Annotated in this window: 11 protein-coding genes, 1 tRNA gene and 1 pseudogene; 2 read left to right on the forward strand and 11 right to left on the reverse strand. The window is 49.1% G+C overall.

Annotated features, from left to right (window positions below; translation table 11 throughout):
• Positions 1–15: 15 nt before the first annotated feature.
• The gene (locus IPL85_05280; GenBank protein ID QQS19652.1) at positions 16–369 is read left to right on the forward strand and encodes a hypothetical protein; all 354 of its coding nucleotides are present in this window, start codon (positions 16–18) and stop codon (positions 367–369) included.
• Between the two features lie 239 nt (positions 370–608).
• On the opposite strand, the gene IPL85_05285 is transcribed toward IPL85_05280, so the two are convergent.
• From IPL85_05285 to IPL85_05320, 8 genes are all read right to left on the reverse strand, one after another.
• Positions 609–1,511 (reverse strand): SPFH domain-containing protein, encoded by a 903-nt coding sequence (locus tag IPL85_05285; GenBank protein ID QQS19653.1) that lies wholly within the window; start codon positions 1,509–1,511, stop codon positions 609–611.
• 33 nt (positions 1,512–1,544) lie between these two features.
• A tRNA-Leu gene (locus IPL85_05290) sits at positions 1,545–1,628 on the reverse strand.
• A 13-nt stretch (positions 1,629–1,641) separates the two neighbouring features.
• Positions 1,642–2,175, reverse strand: coding sequence for an RsmD family RNA methyltransferase (locus IPL85_05295; GenBank protein ID QQS19654.1), 534 nt, complete (start codon positions 2,173–2,175; stop codon positions 1,642–1,644).
• Entirely contained in the window at positions 2,172–3,008 is an 837-nt protein-coding gene (locus tag IPL85_05300; protein QQS19655.1) for a hypothetical protein, read from the reverse strand. Before IPL85_05300 ends, IPL85_05295 begins: the two co-directional genes overlap by 4 nt.
• A gap of 140 nt (positions 3,009–3,148) precedes the next feature.
• On the reverse strand, positions 3,149–5,194 hold the full coding sequence (recG, locus tag IPL85_05305) for an ATP-dependent DNA helicase RecG (protein QQS19656.1): 2,046 nt from the start codon (positions 5,192–5,194) through the stop codon (positions 3,149–3,151).
• Positions 5,195–5,409: 215 nt separating this feature from the next.
• The gene (locus tag IPL85_05310) at positions 5,410–6,315 is read right to left on the reverse strand and encodes a glutamine amidotransferase (GenBank protein QQS19657.1); all 906 of its coding nucleotides are present in this window, start codon (positions 6,313–6,315) and stop codon (positions 5,410–5,412) included.
• Positions 6,312–7,598 (reverse strand): DUF1727 domain-containing protein, encoded by a 1,287-nt coding sequence (locus tag IPL85_05315; GenBank protein QQS19658.1) that lies wholly within the window; start codon positions 7,596–7,598, stop codon positions 6,312–6,314. Before IPL85_05315 ends, IPL85_05310 begins: the two co-directional genes overlap by 4 nt.
• 14 nt (positions 7,599–7,612) lie before the next feature.
• A complete protein-coding gene (locus IPL85_05320) occupies positions 7,613–8,860 on the reverse strand; it encodes a tyrosine--tRNA ligase (protein QQS19659.1) in 1,248 nt (415 codons plus the stop codon).
• Between the two features lie 164 nt (positions 8,861–9,024).
• Here IPL85_05320 and IPL85_05325 point away from each other — a divergent pair, with 164 nt between their 5' ends.
• A complete protein-coding gene (locus IPL85_05325; GenBank protein QQS19660.1) occupies positions 9,025–11,955 on the forward strand; it encodes a penicillin-binding protein in 2,931 nt (976 codons plus the stop codon).
• Between the two features lie 26 nt (positions 11,956–11,981).
• Here IPL85_05325 and radA read toward each other — a convergent pair whose 3' ends face one another.
• The 3 genes and pseudogenes from radA to IPL85_05340 all read right to left on the reverse strand — a co-directional run bounded on the left by radA (position 11,982) and on the right by IPL85_05340 (position 16,958).
• Positions 11,982–13,334, reverse strand: a complete 1,353-nt coding sequence (gene radA / locus IPL85_05330; protein ID QQS19661.1) for a DNA repair protein RadA — start codon at positions 13,332–13,334, stop codon at positions 11,982–11,984.
• Between the two features lie 99 nt (positions 13,335–13,433).
• Positions 13,434–14,420: a hypothetical protein gene (locus IPL85_05335; GenBank protein ID QQS19662.1), complete on the reverse strand. Its 987-nt coding sequence runs from the start codon at positions 14,418–14,420 to the stop codon at positions 13,434–13,436.
• A 55-nt stretch (positions 14,421–14,475) separates the two neighbouring features.
• Positions 14,476–16,958: pseudogene (locus IPL85_05340) on the reverse strand (ATP-dependent Clp protease ATP-binding subunit).
• Between the last annotated feature and the right edge of the window lie 4 nt (positions 16,959–16,962).

The raw sequence follows: 16,962 nt of genomic DNA on the forward strand, positions 1-16,962 counted from the left end.
TAGTATAATAAGTCTATGAAAAATTTTACATCACCAGAAATTCCACGCGGAGTCACGGGAATTGACGCCTCAGCCAGTAATGGTACACCGCCCTTACCAGACCTGTCGAATACTCCTCTAGGAGCACTTTATGGTGTGAAATCATTAGCTTTGGCAGGACTTAGAGGAGACGGATTGCTATTACCTGATGCATCACCTCAAACTGAAATAACAGACGTACTGCGGCTTTTCCCTACGGAAGACTATCGAACAATATTGGCGAGATGCACAGGTGAAATTCGGGAACGTTGGTCGACTAGAGTACAAGAAGGAGTGGGAAAACCACCTGATGAGGTAGCAATCGTAGTGCGCAAGAACACGAGCTACTGATTAGCCTGTTAATTTTTTACAAGACCGACCACGTAGCTATACCGAAATTTTAGCATTGCTTTACAACTTTACGTATATACCCCCTCAAGTAATACCCCTTCGCTAAACCTGTCCATAGTGACTTAAGAAGTCAATTTATCCATAGGGAGTAACCTTTGTATCTAAGCGGGCAAAGGAAAACAGGGTTCATAAAAACACGGGTAATGATTGGGTAGTTAGGGCACCCGACTAAGCAGGGTCTACTGTTTTGTGTGGCTTTTGCTGACTTGGTCGGCGGTGATCATGGCGTTGCGGATTTGCTCGCTCATGTCTGTCATGCCACCAGGGCCGTGAGGGATGAGGATGGTGCTGTTTTTGCCGCTCATGCCAAGCTCTTTAATGGTGTCGAAGTACTGCGTCATCATCACTAGGTTCATTACGTCTTGGCTATTAACGCCGTCTACGGCACTGCTAAAGTTTTCGACCGACTCTTTAAGACCTTCTATGATAGCCTTACGCTGATTGGCAATACCCTGACCTTGCAATGCTTTGCTCTCTGCTTCACCTTCAGCCGCTTTAACAACGCGAATCTTGTCAGCTTCGGCTTGCTGAATGGCAGCTTCTCGCAAACGCTGAGCGGCATTTATTTCGTTCATGCTGACTTTGACTTTTTCGTCTGGATTGATGTCAGTAACAAGTGCCTTCACAATGGCATAGCCAAAGTCGTCCATGACAGTGTCAAGTTCGGCTTTTACTGCGGTGGCTATATCGTCCTTCATTTCAAATAACTGGTCGAGGTTTACGGCCGGCACACGGGCACGAACAGTATCAAATACATAGGCTGTAATTTGCTCTTGTGGGTTTTGCAGCTTATAAAAAGCGTCGACTGATTTTTCGGCTGGTACAAAGTACTGCACACTGACAATCACAAACACAAATACGTTGTCCTTGGTTTTTGTCTCAACTTGAACGTCAAGTTGCTGCACGCGCAGGTTGACACGGCCAGCAATTTGATCAATAAGCGGAATTTTAATATTAAGGCCAGCCTTTGAAGCCTTTTTGAAGCGACCAAACCGTTCAACGATAGCAATTGTCTGCTGTTTGACTGTAAAAAGTCCCATCGCCAGCAAAATCAATACGACTGCTACAATAATCCAACCCATGCAATTCTCCTTTTTATAATGTTGATTCTAACGTGGTGCGTGAGAGAGGACTTGAACCTCCATGCCTTGCGGCACCAGCTCCTAAAACTGGCGTGTCTACCATTCCACCACTCACGCGGACATAGTTATTTTAACTAAAACGACGGTAAAAAACTAGCTGAATATCGCCGAGCGGCTTGTGCGCGACTACTTTTGCAGCCGCAAATTCTCTCACATTTTCATTTCCTGGCCATGAAAGCACATAAATGCCGCCCGGTTTTACATGCTGAATCAGTCGCTCAAGCACATTTGGTCGTATATCGTCGTAAGGCGGGTCGGCAATCACAATATCAAACTGGCGCTGTTGATTATTGCGCGACCAACCACTAATGTTTTTTCTTAGCACTTGTACGTTATCCTCTACACCGAGCTGCTTTACATTCGCTGAAATAATTTTGACTGCGTCAATATCAATGTCTATCGCAACTACGCTGGCAGCGCCACGGCTGATTGCTTCCACCGCAATTGCGCCGCTACCAGAGTACGCGTCAAGCACCGTGAGTCCCACTACGTCGCCTAGTGCGTTAAAAATTGCCCCACGAGCTTTTTCACTCATTGGATGCGTCCGGTGCCCGACTGGACTATCAAATATGCGCCCTCCCAGTCGCCCAGCGACTACCCTCATGACCGTGCGCCTTTGTTAGCTTCCAGAAGTGCGCTGTGCCAGACATAGGCGACGCTAACTACAATTTCAGGTATAAGCTCTTTCCGAACCTTGCGAGCCAAACGAGGTGTCCAAGCCGACGCATAAAACTGCTCGTAGTAGCTACCCATGGCAATCATTTTCGCCTGAGATTTAAAAAATAACAGATACGGTTTTCGCCCAGTCACATTTGGCCAGACTGCTGGTAATTTGAGTCGTTTGTAGCGCATTGGTAAGATCAGCAACGCCACCCCTGCTTCAAAAGCGATGTGCGTCGCGAGCAGGCCTTTATCTCCCCACATTTCCCAGTTGTTACGCATTTTTTCACGCACTGTGTCGCCGGGCATTACTAGTTTGTCCTTAGGGGTTTTGCGCGTTTCTATACCAGCTCCTTTTCGCAGCCGTTTAAGCTCTTGCTCATACGGATAATGGTGCGCCGGTGTCAGACCGTCGACAACTGCGTGGGCCAGCCAGGCCGCTTCAAACGCCGCCCGAGTCTGGTTTTTTTCACGAATTGACGCGACAAGCCGAGCGTGATGTTCGGAAATAATATCCAGTAGCTTTGTGTCGGCAGCGTCGTGTGGGTCATAGTAGTGCCACGGCTCATCTTGAGCGGGAGTTTTCCATTTGATAGCATCTGGGCCATTTACCCCTTCAAACGCCAGTATACTTCTGATAGACGGAAGCCCTCCAAGTTTATTCCCCCTGTCGAGTTCCCGTAAATGGCGGTACGCCAGTCGGTCAATTTTTTGGTGCGCGCCGAACCACTTATCGAGCGTACGAAGTTGCTTAAGAGTTGATCCTGAATACATCATTGGCCTCCGGCCATAAGTAAGCGCTCATTTCGCGCTAAAGAAACTGGCCGTGTTGACGGCTCTACCGGATTACGAATTCTACAAGTCTGAGCAGACCTCAGTGGTATTTGTGGCTTGATTGTTAATACATAATTCATAATTTAATTAAGATTAGTCACCCGGCGAAGCCGATTAACCCGCGCGAAGAGCTCAGGGTATTGTAGCAAATTTTCTTGCTTCTTCAGGCATGTTTGGGCTGCCGCCCGTGCTTCGGCAATTAGTTTAGTGTCGGTTAGCTTAACAATACGAAGATCAAGCGCACCGTGTTGCAATGCCCCGTAAATTGCCCCCGGACCACGCAGCTCTAGGTCGAGCTCGGCTAAGCGAAAACCGTCTTGGCTAGTTTCGATAGCCCGCAGCCGTTTAGTCGGCGAGCTGTCGGCGCTTAAGACCAGAAAACACCGTGAATCATAACTACCCCGACCAACGCGGCCACGTAACTGGTGCAACTGCGCCAAGCCAAACCGTTCGGCACTTTCTATAACCATAACGCTCGCGTTCGGCACATCCACCCCAACCTCTACAACTGTAGTTGCTACGACCACATCCAGCTCGCCCCTAACGAACAGCTGCATAACTGCATCTTTTTCTAAGGGCTTGAGTTTACCATGCAGCAGCCCAATTCGGTATCCTTTCAATTGGTTTTTGCCTAACTCTGCGAAGACACTCTCTGCCGATGCTCCTACTGACTCTTGGCTCATGTCTTTTGACACTATGCTTGGACACACTACAAACACTTGCCTTCCGGTGTCTATTTCAGCGCGGATGCTCTCATACAATCTGTTACGGTTTACCTGGGATACAATTTTTGTGCTTATCGGTCTGCGCCCAGCCGGTTTCTCTTTTAGTACCGATACGTCGAGCTCACCGTATAGCGTCAGCGCCAGACTGCGCGGTATCGGCGTTGCCGTCAGGCTTAGGACATGGGGCATATGTCCAGCCTTAGCCATGAGGCTTTTGCGCTGTTCGACTCCAAAACGATGCTGTTCATCGACAATAATCAAGCCTAGCCGCTGCATATCGACTGTCTCCTGAAACAGCGCGTGCGTACCCACCATAAGGCCTGCCTGCCCGCTCACAATCTGCTGTTTCGCAAGTTTTTTTTGAGCAGCCGTCATGCCACCTACTAGGAGTACTATCTTCTTATTTTGGGCGGTAGCATGAAACAAAGAAGTCAGTGTTGTGTAGTGCTGGCGAGCGAGTAATTCTGTTGGCGCCATAAAAGCGACTTGGTATCCCCGATGGATAGCCATAAGAGCTGCCATGGCTGCCACAACCGTCTTGCCAGAGCCAACATCGCCCTCCACTAGCCGATTCATAGGATAGCGATGTTCCATATCTTGATAAATTTGCCAGACGGCGCGGCGTTGGTCATCGGTTAACTTAAAAGGCAACGTACCAGCAAAGTGCTTGGCGAGCGCTTCATCAAATACAATCGACAAGGCATGTTCACTGCGGTTTTCCTGTTTGTTCAGCAAACTAGCCAGGCTGAGTTCAAATATTTCTTCAAAACCAAGTCGACGACGTGCCGCCGCTAGCTGTTCAGCTGTCTTCGGATAATGCATGGCTTCAATTGCCTCGGACCGAGAAAGCAGATCATGTGCCGATACTAACCACTGTGGCAATGTTTCTGGTAGCGTTCGCAGCGTGGCAACACATGCCCCAATGAGCTTTCTAAGCTGGGTTGTTTTTATAACTTTTGACTGCCGATAAACTGGGACAATTCGTGCCGTGTTAAGCGGAAACTCTTTTACAAGTTCGGCACTAGGATTCATAATCTGAAACCGCTGGTAGCTCAGCTCATATTGTCCGCTGACATAGTACTCCTGCCCTGCCTTCAAAGCTGCTGCCCGGTACGGCTGGTTAAACCACACTGTGCGTACGCTACCCGTTTCGTCTGAAAATATTGCCTCAGTCACATGCATTCCACGACGCACATATCGCCCACCCGCCTGCTTGAGTGTAGCTTTTACCGTGACTGCACCGGGCTGCAGGTTTCGAATACTCGACACCTCGGAATAATCTTCGTAGCGATGAGGCAAATAATCAACCAGATCAAACACCGTGTTGATGCCTAGCTGCCTGAGTCCCTTGGCAACCTGCTCGCCAACGCCCTTTACAAATGTTACGTCATCACTAAGTTTCATCTGGCGCAAGTTTCCTTTTTATGACTATATTTGAGTTCTGCTGCATGTACGCAGCCTGGCTGGCTAGTACTCGCTGCAACCAACATAATCCTTTGGGAGTAACCCGGCTCACCGCTCTGATCCAAATGGAGGTACTGCACCCAGTAATGGTACCAGAAATATGTTGTTAGTGATGCTTAGTGACTAAATGATCCCTCCAACTAGCTGGGTTACATTTACCGGGGACGCGTCTCAGCCGTATGGTGGGCAGAAAGTTCAAGCGTGTCGTCTAACGGCGGCAGTTCTACGTTGTCATAGCGGCGGGAAAGTGCTAGGCGGAGAAGCTCGTCAGCGAAAACAGGGTTTTTGACGAGTACAGGACCATGGCTGTAGGTGCCAAACACATTGTACAAGCGACAACCTTCAGTTTTGTCCTGGCCATTGTTTCCTTCTCCCCGGGTCACAGTGCCGAAAGCCAGCGCCGGGTCGTCAAGCGTCGTAATGCCACTATGGTTTTCATACCCAACCACTGTTCCAAACGGCGTATCGTACGTGGTATTGCCTATCATGCGCGTGTCACCGCCAACGGTTTCTAGCGGTAGCACCCCGATGCCTTTGATTACTTCGCCGGCGTTTGTCGTAAAGGCGCGGCCAAACAGCTGGTACATGCCACATATCATAAGCATAACAACACCTTCTTCGGCCATTTTTTTTAATATTGGTGCCTTTTGAGCCAGATCATCTTGAATCTGCCCTTGTCCGGCGTCTTGCCCACCGCCACCGATTATAATATCTGCTTCACTTGGGATGATATCGCCAACACCGACAAGCTCTACTTGGACGTCAAAACCACGCCACTCAGCGCGCTTCTGCAGCACCAGCCTGTTTCCCGTATCACCGTAAATATTCATTTCTTGGGGGTACAGATGGACAACAGTCAAACGGCGAGCGCCGTCTTGACTCGACTTCCGCAAACCCCCCGCGTCTTCAAAATTGCTTGGGGACGAGTCGGAAGGCAGTTTATCTGCAAAAAGCGGAGTCGTTGCTTCACCGACATAAGAAAAGTCACCTACAAACGTTCCTGGTGAGTCTGAGAAGAGGGGGTTATCGGGTGTGTCTTGTCTACGTGATTCGTCCGTCATGATGCATGACTCCCTTCGTCCAGCCCCGAATGAACACCCAGATATAGGCTACGTATCTTAAGCATGGCCGTATATGTGCAAAATATGATTGCTGAGCCAGTTTCAATGTCGACACTGGCTGCAAACTGCTTGGCGAACGTCTCAATATCGTCAATCACGTTCGACACAGTTATTTCGTCGTATTTGAGCCGGTTGGCAATATCTGCCGCCCGCAATCCGCCGCACAGCACCGGTTGCCGAACACTAGTGAAATCAACATCCCAAAGCCAAGAAACATCACGTCCGTCTGGGTAATCGTCGTTTATCGCAATTCCGATTGTTTTGTAGCTCTTAAGCTCAAGCATACGAAGCGCTTGCGTAAAGCCGCCAGGATTTTTGACAAGCTGCAGTGTTAACTCGCCGCCGCCGGGGATACTAATGACTTCCCCCCTGCCAAAAGCCGGCTCCGCTACCAAAATTGCTTTGGCGTTTTTCGCTGTGTCGGGTCGAGGCACAATCTGATACAGCACGCACATCGCTGCCGCGAGATTGAGCGCATTATGTCCTCCCTGTATATGAAACTTGTAGCGATGCGGCGTTCCGTATATGTTCAGTGAGACCGATTCCTCGTCGTATCCGTTCAACTCAACCGCCGGTGTTTTTGCCACAGAATAATTGGAGCTTTCGCCGTGGTATAGCTGATCGTCGGTAAGAAAATTTGCTTGCAAATCGCGGATGTGTGAAAACCAAATTGTTTTGGCTGTTTCCTGCGGCACGATGGTTTCAACTCGTTCGTCATTTGCATTCAGAACGACAAATTCTGTTGCCGAGCTGGCTAGCGACTGAAGCAATTTGAGCGTTGTATCTATTTCACCAAACCGGTCCATCTGATCCCGCATGATGTTCAGGATGAGCACACCTCGAGGTTTTACAACGCGAGCAAAATGTACCGCATGCGCTTCGTCTTGTTCGAAAACGGCAATGTCGTAGTTGAGCTTCCCTTTCCATGTTGCCCTGTCTACCACAGAGCTTATAATGCCTCGCACAAAATTACTTCCCGTCGGATTACTGAGAACCCGTATTCCCTGCGCTTCAAGAAGACTGACAATTAGTTTTGTGGTTGTTGTTTTGCCGTTTGTCCCAGAAACAATGATAACTCCACTAGGCAACTGGGAAAGCATTTTTGCCAAAAAGCCTGGGCTAATTTTTTCAACGACTCGACCCGGCAAGGCCGAACCAGTTCGGCCGAACAGATGCAACCCTTTAAAAGTTAATTTTCCTACTAAAAGACTAAAAAAACGCATGCGCTTAGTATAGCCTATGCAAGCTCTACGAGAGCAGAATCCTTAAAAGCTTTGCCACGGCGCAGTAGCAGACGGCCAGACGAAAACAGCCCGGGATTCAAATTTTCATCTGAAGTTTTCACCCCATTTATGGAAATAGCGTTACTTTGCAGTAGGCGGCGAGCTTCTCCTTTAGAGCTGGCAAGCCCACTTCCAACAAGCGCGTCAAGCAACGAACCAGATTCGGTTGTTTGAACAGAGGGAATCTCTGCCCGAAGTGCTGTTAAGGTAGTGTCATCAGCATCGCCGACAAACGCGTCTCCCACCAGGCAGGCGGTCACGTGCTGGGCAACTAGAAGGGCTTCGTCGCCATGGACAAGCCGCGTTACTTCTTCTGCTAAGCGAGTTTGTGCGTAGCGAACACCAGGATTTTCGCGCTGTTTGGCCATGATTGCTTCGATTTCTTCGCGCGGAAGTAGTGTGTATATTTTAAGATAATCCTCTGCGCCGAGGTCATCGCAGTTGATCCAGAACTGATAAAACGCCGTTGGCGTTGTTTTAGCAGGATCAAGCCAGATGGCGCCACCTTCGCTTTTACCAAATTTGACACCGGTAGACTTGTTGACAATGAGCGGCGCGGTCCAAATGTGCGCTTCACCACCGGCAACACGGCGGATGAGATCAACGCCGGCAATACAGTTCCCCCATTGGTCAGATCCTGCCACTTGGAGCGTGGCACCCTTTTCGCGGTATAGATGCAGGAAATCGTAGCCCTGTATCAGTGCGTAGCTGAACTCGGCATAGGAAATGCCGTTACCATCTTCGCCTAAGCGCTCCTGAACAAACTCTCGGCCAAGCATATGGCGCACCGGCACGTGCTTGCCGACTTCACGGAGAAAGTCGAGGTAGCCGTAGTTTTTAAACCAGTCGTAATTATCAACAATTTCAAAGTCATGGCCAACAAATATCCGACGATACTGCGCCGAAATTCCTTGCTTGTTTCGTTCAATGTCGTCAAGAGAAAGTAAGTCTCGTTCTTGTTTTTTTCCGTCTGGGTCACCAATCATGCCAGTCGCGCCTCCAACGAGCAAAATAGCCTTGTGCCCGTGGTCTATAAAATGCCGTACCATCATGGCGAGGGCAAAGTTACCAACTGTCATGCTGTCTGCACTGGGGTCAACACCCCAGTAAAATGTGATTGGGTCGCCGTTTAGCACGTTGGCGTCTTTGTATGTTGTTTGGTTAACAAAACCGCGCCAAGTTAGTTCCTCTGAGAGTGTCATTCAAACAGTATACTATAAATACTTCGAGGTAATAGCGCCCTGGGCGCTTGGCTCTAGCCCTGCAGTAAACTATCCTTCTAGCCTGTGATATTTTGCTTGTGCTTCGCGAACTAGATTTTGCTATACTGTAGGACATACGTAAGTGGAGTATATAGCTTAATCTCATGAAACAGCTTGAATCGAATCGTCCTAGGCGCACGCGCGCAAAATCCAACACTTTCACCACGCGAAGTGGGAAATCAATCAAAGTAAACCGATCACTAAACGATAGGCTCAAAGCTGGTCGAGAAGCGAAAGCCCGACGCAAAGCTGCATATCTGAGTAGTCTGCCTGCTAACCCCTGGAAACGGTTTTTCTACAGAATTAGTCCAAAAAGAGTGGCCAAATATTGGTTTAGCCGTCAGGGCGCGCTTATGGCTCTCAAAATCACCGGAATATGCTTTGTGGTTGGCTTTTTACTATTGGTTGGAGTATTTGCCTACTTTCGCAAAGATCTACCAAAAATCAATGACATCTCGGGTAACACATTTGGTGGGAGCATAACATATTATGACCGCACTGGAACGGTACTTCTGTACCAGGACTATGATGCCAAAAAACGCGTACCAGTCGCAGATGACAAAATTGCAGAAGTAATGAAACAGGCGACTCTTGCCATAGAAGACCGCAATTTCTTTGAACACGGTGCATTCGACACTAAAGGTATAGCACGCGCAGCAGTCAATGAAGTCAAAGGCGGCAGCGGCGGGCGGCAGGGTGGTTCAACCATCACCCAGCAGCTGGTCAAGCTTAGTGAAGGATGGGAAAACGAACGTACTGTCAGTCGTAAAATAAAAGAGCTGATTCTGGCCGTTGAGCTCGAACGTGAATATAGCAAAAAAGAAATACTGACTGGGTACCTAAACATGGCACCTTACGGCAACGTGAACTACGGCGTAGAAACGGCGGCGCAAGACTACTTTGGCGTCAGCGCCAAAGACCTCAGTCTAGCCCAAGCGGCAATGCTGGCTGCCATACCAAAAGCACCCGGCTCACTTTCACCCTACAGCAGCCCGGAGTTCAATAAAAGCCTCGGCACAAACTATTTTGATAAAGAATGGCTACTCGAACGCCAAGTTTACATACTCGATATCATGATTGACGAAAAATACATTACCAAGCAGCAGGCAGATGAAGCTAAAAAGGTTGACATTCTCGCCCAGGTGAAGCCCCGTCAAGATAAATACACAAATATCAAAGCCCCTTATTTTGTGCTAGCCGCCCGCGACGAGCTATATAGAACTTTTCCGAAGGGTGCAGTCGATAACGGTGGCTGGAAAGTAACTACATCGATTGATATGGACATGCAGGCACTGGCCGAAAAATCTATGGCAGATGGTCGGGCTCGATTAACGGCACAAAGAGCCGAGGTTGGGGCATTTGTTGCCGAAGACAACGACACCGGACAAATAGTTGCTCTAGTCGGTGGCTGGGGGCTAGACACCCCCGGTTATGGTGAGAACAACTACGCGAGCCAAATGTACATATCACCCGGTTCAAGCATTAAGCCCTACAACTACCTCACTTTCATCGATAACAACAAAAACGTCGGTGCCGGTAGCGTCCTCTACGATACACAAGGCCCCATTGCACAATATACCTGTACAAATAAATCTCGACCTCCAGCCGGAAACTGCCTGTTTGACTTTGACCGCCGCTACCCTGGACCGATGACCATACGCTACGCGCTCGGTGGTTCACGCAACGTACCAGCCGTAAAAGCTTTTACGTCAGCCGTACCAAACGACACCAGCCCTGGGCGCACAACCTCAATGAATAAAGTTATTTCCACCATAGACGGGCTCATGGATAACCCCGACGGATACCGCTGCTTTAAGGACGAGACAGATCTTACAAGAGCAACAAAGGCGGACGAGCAACAGTGCTATGCCTCTGCCGGCATCGGCGACGGCGCTTACTTACACCTTGACGACCATGTTCATGGCATAGCTTCAATTAGTCGTCTTGGGAAAACACTTCCAAAGACCTATCTTTTAAAAGTAACAAACGCTTCTGGCAAAACCCTCAAAGAGTTCAAGCAGCCTGAAGGCAAGCAAATTGTCAAGCCAGATTCGGCGTACATTGTCAACGATATGGCTTCAGACCCGGGTGCTTCGTACCTTGGAAACAACTGTAACGAACAGGGCTGTAGTGGTTTGAAATTTCACCGCTACAAAGGATGGAAGATAGCAATTAAAACCGGCACAACGAACGATTTGCTCGATGGTATGATGGTAAGCTGGTCAAAGAAATACTCGGCTGGCATATGGGTCGGTAATCACACGCGTACCGTGCCGTACGTTGGTCAACCAGAAAATATGACGGCCCCTATTATGAAACAGTTCATGCAGGGTGCTCATGACAGAGCAGGCGCGCCCGATAACTGGAAAGAACCAGCCGGCATAAAAACTGCCCCCGCCTTTGTAAACCGCAGCAAAAACGGTGCCGGGCAAATAGTCCCAAGCCGCGCGACTGACTTGTTTCCCTCGTGGTATGTCGGCAAGGCTGCCTCAACCAACGAAGTGCTTGACAAAGTTTCAAACAAACTCGCTACCAGCTGTACGCCTCCGTTAGCAAAGCAAACCAGTGCAAACAGCAACGCAGCAGGCTGGAATGTCGACGTCTTCTCGGGAGGCAACACTGGCGGCAGCGCTCCTGCCACCGGAAATGATGATATTCACAACTGCAACGACGCTAAACCGTCGGCTAGTATTACTGCTATCAATGGCGCGTCAACCGATAGCCAGGCTGGCTTAACTTGCCCAGCAGATGGCTGTAGTATTATGGTTCGGATTGACCAAGGAACCCATGCGCTAACCGACAGCAACCGACCCAGCTTCCCTGGTACAATTGCGCTGCTGGTAAATGGCCAGTCCGTCCAATCTCAAGGAGTCAGTGCTAGCGGCGACTATCAGTTCACCTACGTTCCGAGCGCTGGTTCGACGGGTGCGGCAGAAATAACTGTCCAGGTAACTGATAGTGTTCTGTACCAAGGTACCGATACAACGAGCGTAACAGTTAGCGTAGCGGAAACAACGACAACCAGCAGCCCCTAGCTAGCTCGAACGTAGCGTAATTGATTTTACTTTTCTAAAAATTCATTCAACGCTGTTCTAACATCTGGGACAACATGTAAAAATGAGCTCTGTTTTTTGCTGCCTCGGTCGCGTGGACCAACCGCACAGTCAAAGCCAAGTTTCTGGGCTTCTGCGACACGTTTTTCTATGAATGGTACATGTCTAATTTCACCCGACAAACCTACCTCGCCAAATACGGCTGCATTTTGTTTTAGCTTCATGCCTTTTGCAGCCGAGCCAATTGCCATACAAATTGCCAAATCGGCCGCCGGGTCTTGAAGACGTAAACCACCGACAATATTGACGTATATATCCTGATCAGCTAGTTGCAATTTTGTCCGGCGCTCCAAAACTGCAACTAGCAAATTAACCCGGTTTAGATCAATGCCGCTAGCAGCCCTTTTTGGGTAACCGTAGCTGGTTTTATTGACAAGTGCCTGCACTTCTACTAGCAATGGACGAGTTCCTTCCAGAGTAGCAAGGACCACAGACCCATCGGTAATCTGCCGTTCTTCTAGGAGCGCCTGAGACGGGTTGAGAACTGTTTTTAAGCCTTGTGCATCCATTTCCATAATGGCGGCTTCGGTAGTTGGACCAAACCGGTTTTTGGTTGCTCGGAGTACTTTAAAACCGCCGTACGCGTCTCCCTCCAAGGTCAATACAACATCGACGATATGCTCGAGGAGCTTGGGGCCAGCGATTGACCCTTCTTTGGTGACATGTCCAACAATAAGAAGCGCCGTATCCGACTGCTTGGCCGCTTGAAGAAGCAGATTTGTACTATTTGTTATTTGGCTCACGCTGCCCGGTGCGGATGATACCCCTGCAACCGTCATTGTTTGCACAGAGTCAACCACCACAAGCTGGAAATCCCCGCTGGAGATTGTTGAAGCGGCATCATCCGCCGAGTTACTGCTAGCAATCTGAAGCCGATCACCACCCGCCCCAAGCCGACTAGCACGCATAGCTACCTGGTGTTGTGATTCTTCGCCGCTAATATAAAGTACGGCGTGGTCTTTGGAAACAGCGTTTGCCAACTGCATAAGTAGCGTGCTTTTACCTATTCCCGGCTGCCCAGCTATAAGCACGACACCACCCGCCACGAGCCCTCCTCCGAGAACCATATCAACATCGGCTATGGCTGTAGCTATTCGGCGCTCAGCTTTGGCTTTTGAGGCAGATATCACCTGGGAGGTAAGTTTTCTCCCTGACGACTTCACCCCATTCGGGCCAGAACCAACTAGCTGAACCTCTTCGGAAATAGAATTCCATTCGTCGCATTGGGCACACCTTCCCGCCCAGGCACTGTAAATAGCACCGCAGTTTGCGCAAACATATCGAACTGTATTTTTAGCCATAGTATCCCTTCAGACTTCTAGTATACACGCATATCGCACCGGCCAGCCGGCATGCCGGCGCAATGGTCTACTCCACAAAGACAGCTTAGATGATTCAAGCTAACGCGCAGCAGGCAACGTATCGGCTGACAGTGCCTGCGTCAACTCGCGTTCTTCTAGGGCCACTGCGTTGCGCTTCTCAACCGTGTCGTTGTACCGCACAATCAGGCTTCGGGTTTGTTCAAGCAAAAAGTTGTAGGTACGTACTTGTTGGTTGTACCCGTCGACCCGGGCATTATACCCGGGAACATCGTCCCGGCGCAGCGTGTCAAGCTCTCGCTGCGTCGACGCAAGTACGCTTTGCTGTCTTCGCAGCTCAATCTGGTTTGCGTTAACATCGCTTTTCAAACCGGCAAGCTCCGTGTCCAATGCTTTAATTTGTTCCTGACGCGCCGTAAATTCGGATTGGTATTTCTCAGCCAAGGCGACCACCGCTTTGCGGTTAGTGAAATACTGCTTATAGTAAGTTTCAAGTTCCTCAGGCAGATCTTTTATTTCAGTTGCGAAAATAGAATGCATTTCATTTGAAAGTTCAGTCGGCTCTGTTAAGCGGTACGCATCAACTGTGTTCCTGACGCGACCTTCGCTGCTGCTTGAGTCATATACAGCGCTAAGCAAACTGTCTATACGTTTTCGCTCACCACTTGAAAGCCTGTCGTACGCGGCGTGCAGCATCTCATGAGCCGCAGTCACCTCTATAACCCCAGACAGCCGAGCGTCGGTCACTTGGTACAAAACTATGCCGTTATCGCCGCCGCGATAGCATCCAAGTATAATCGTTTTTTCTCCCCCAATTGGGCAAGAAGTGGCAAAAGAAGTTCCACCAACTATTTTTGGTTTGTTGACGTAAAACAGGTGCTCTCCTGCAAAGCTCATATGCGCCTCGTCGGCAACAAGCGCAATTTCTTGTGACGGTGTATAGCCGCGTAATTTCCACCAGTCCAAGATTTGCTGCTGATAGATATATGCCAGCCAGAGTAAGCTCAGCCAAAATAGCAGGAAAAAAAGCGTCCCGTAACGATTCTTTTTGCCAACCTGTGATTGCATACGCCTAGTATACCCGAAATCGGCATAAGCGCCGAGCTCTACAGGCTAGGACTGCTCATTCGCTTAGCGTCGAGTAGGTTAGCGAGTTGTCTCTTATACCAACGTGAACTATGTCGCCTTTACTATATTTATCGTCGAGTATTTCCAGTGCCATCTGGTCTTCTATGGTGTCTTGGATGAGACGGCGGAGTGGGCGGACACCGTTTTTAGCATCATAGCCGTGCTCAAGCAAATACTGCTTAGCTCCGCTAGTAAGTTGTACGCTAACACCTTTCTTTTGAAGCCGTGTTTTGAGCTCACCGATTTGCAGGTCAATGATTTTGTATATGTCTTTCCTGCTAAGGCCACGAAACACAACTATCTTATCAAGACGATTGAGTAATTCTGGTCGCAGCTCTTTTTTAAGACTGCTTAGAACGTCTTCTTTGTTTTTTTCATGCAAGCCGTCTGGGTCATTTGAGCTATTAGTACGTTCGGACTGAAATCCAAAACCTGATTCTTTCTGTAACTTATCTGCACCAATATTACTGGTCATAATAACAATGGTGTTTGTAAAATCAATCCGCCGACCTTTGCTGTCAGTAATATAGCCGTCCTCTAGCATTTGGAGAAGCATGTTAAATACGTCAGGGTGTGCTTTTTCAATTTCGTCAAACAATACAAGACTATACGGCTGGCGGCGAATTTTATCAGTGAGTTGACCACCGTCATCATATCCAACATAGCCAGCTGGTGCGCCGACAAGTCGCGACACATTGTGATGTTCTCCGAATTCGCTCATATCTATCTTGACGAGAGCGTTTTCATTTCCAAAAAATTCGCGGGCAAGAACACGTGCGAGCTCAGTTTTACCCACACCCGTAGGACCAAGAAAAATAAATGATCCTATCGGTCGGTTGGTTGCGCCAATTCCGCTACGATTCCGCCTGATAGCTTTGCTCACTACCTCTACTGCTTCTGCTTGACCAATAATGTGCCGAGAAATGTTTTTTCGAGCTGCATGAGATATTTTGCTTCACTTTTGATGACCTTTCGTACTGGCACACCAGTGATCCGCGAAACTACTTCGGCTACGTCATCACTATTCATGATGAGCGCAGCGCCTGTTTTGGTGGTTTTATGCAGTTCTCCAAGCTCTTGCTGGATCTGTGAGGCACGAGTCTTACTGCGAGCCGCTCGCTCGTAATCCTCTTGGTCAACAGACTCGTCTATACGAGCATTCACGAGTTTGAGTTCTTTTTGAAGTTTGCGTACCTCTGGACTGGTTTTACCTTTTTCAACTCGAAGTGCTGCCGCTGTTTCGTCGAGTAAATCAATTGCCTTGTCTGGCATGAATCTGTCCTGAATATACCGTTTCGCAAAGTTTACAGTGTCTTCAATAACTTCATCTGAAATAGTCACTCCGTGGAATTCTTCGTAGTGCTTGCGTAGACCTTTCAAAATTGCGATGGTTTCAGGCACCGTGGCTTCGGGCACCTGTATCGGTTGGAAGCGCCGCTCTAATGCAGCATCTTTTTCGACATGTTTGGTATATTCGGTCGTGGTGGTCGCTCCGATAACCTGTATCTTGCCGCGAGCAAGCGCTGGTTTCAAAATGTTTCCGGCATCCATAGAGCCTTCCGCTGCACCAGCCCCAATAATTAGATGGAGTTCATCAATAAACGCAACCGTGCGCTTATCGGCTTCCAGCTCGGCCATGACCTTTTTGAGTCTTTCTTCGAACTCACCGCGGTATTTCGTCCCTGCCACCATGGCGGCCAAATCAAGCATTACGATACGTTTATCTAACAGGCTGTCAGGTACATCTTCATTAACAATCCGTTGCGCCAAGCCTTCGACAATGGCGGTTTTACCGACACCGGGCTCACCAATAAGTACCGGATTATTTTTTGTCCGACGGTTTAGTATCGTGATAACGCGTTTTATTTGTGCCTCTCGGCCGACCACCGGGTCAAGCTTACCGCCGCGCGCTTGCGCCGTGAGATCGGTGCCAAACTGATCCAACATGGTTTTGCCGCTGCGGCTCGTCTTGCGGTTGGCACGGCGCCCGCCTGCCTCCACAGACTCACGGTCGGCATCGTCGAATTGTCGGTTTAGGAAGTTTTCGAGCTCTCGCACCACTGAATCTGTATTGATATTCATGTCACGAAGCAGCACGCTGGCTCGCGAGTTCTTTTGACTTAGTAGGCTATAAAGAATATGCTCGGTTCCGCAGTAGTCTTGCCCGTAATCTTGCGCGATATCGTAGGCCATGCGAAGAGTAAGTTTTGCCGTTTCGCTGTAGCCCTTTGCGCCCATGTTTACGACGATGTTTTTGGGTGTCAACTTGAGCGCCACTTGCGCCTTGCTGAGCGTAACACCACTGTCTTCAAGGATTTTTCCGCCTAAGGAACCGTCTTGTGCTAGCAAACCAAGAAGCAAATGCTCCGTACCAATGTAGGCATCTCCCAGACCGCGAGCAATTGTGCCGGCGTGCGCCAGGCTTCTGCGAGCATTCTCGGTCAAATAATTTGAAAATTCTTGGTAATCTGGTTGCATTAGA

This window comes from Candidatus Saccharibacteria bacterium (assembly GCA_016699955.1).
GTDB lineage: Bacteria > Patescibacteriota > Saccharimonadia > Saccharimonadales > UBA4665 > JAGXIT01.

Bases quoted from the DNA above. Each gene is read 5' to 3' on its own strand.
- IPL85_05325 (QQS19660.1), top strand. From the start codon at position 9,025: ATGAAACAGCTTGAATCGAATCGTCCTAGGCGCACGCGCGCAAAATCC.
- IPL85_05280 (QQS19652.1), top strand. From the start codon at position 16: ATGAAAAATTTTACATCACCAGAAATTCCACGCGGAGTCACGGGAATT.
- radA (QQS19661.1), bottom strand. From the start codon at position 13,334: ATGGCTAAAAATACAGTTCGATATGTTTGCGCAAACTGCGGTGCTATT.
- IPL85_05320 (QQS19659.1), bottom strand. From the start codon at position 8,860: ATGACACTCTCAGAGGAACTAACTTGGCGCGGTTTTGTTAACCAAACA.
- IPL85_05315 (QQS19658.1), bottom strand. From the start codon at position 7,598: ATGCGTTTTTTTAGTCTTTTAGTAGGAAAATTAACTTTTAAAGGGTTG.
- IPL85_05285 (QQS19653.1), bottom strand. From the start codon at position 1,511: ATGGGTTGGATTATTGTAGCAGTCGTATTGATTTTGCTGGCGATGGGA.
- recG (QQS19656.1), bottom strand. From the start codon at position 5,194: ATGAAACTTAGTGATGACGTAACATTTGTAAAGGGCGTTGGCGAGCAG.
- IPL85_05295 (QQS19654.1), bottom strand. From the start codon at position 2,175: ATGAGGGTAGTCGCTGGGCGACTGGGAGGGCGCATATTTGATAGTCCA.
- IPL85_05300 (QQS19655.1), bottom strand. From the start codon at position 3,008: ATGATGTATTCAGGATCAACTCTTAAGCAACTTCGTACGCTCGATAAG.
- IPL85_05310 (QQS19657.1), bottom strand. From the start codon at position 6,315: ATGACGGACGAATCACGTAGACAAGACACACCCGATAACCCCCTCTTC.
- IPL85_05335 (QQS19662.1), bottom strand. From the start codon at position 14,420: ATGCAATCACAGGTTGGCAAAAAGAATCGTTACGGGACGCTTTTTTTC.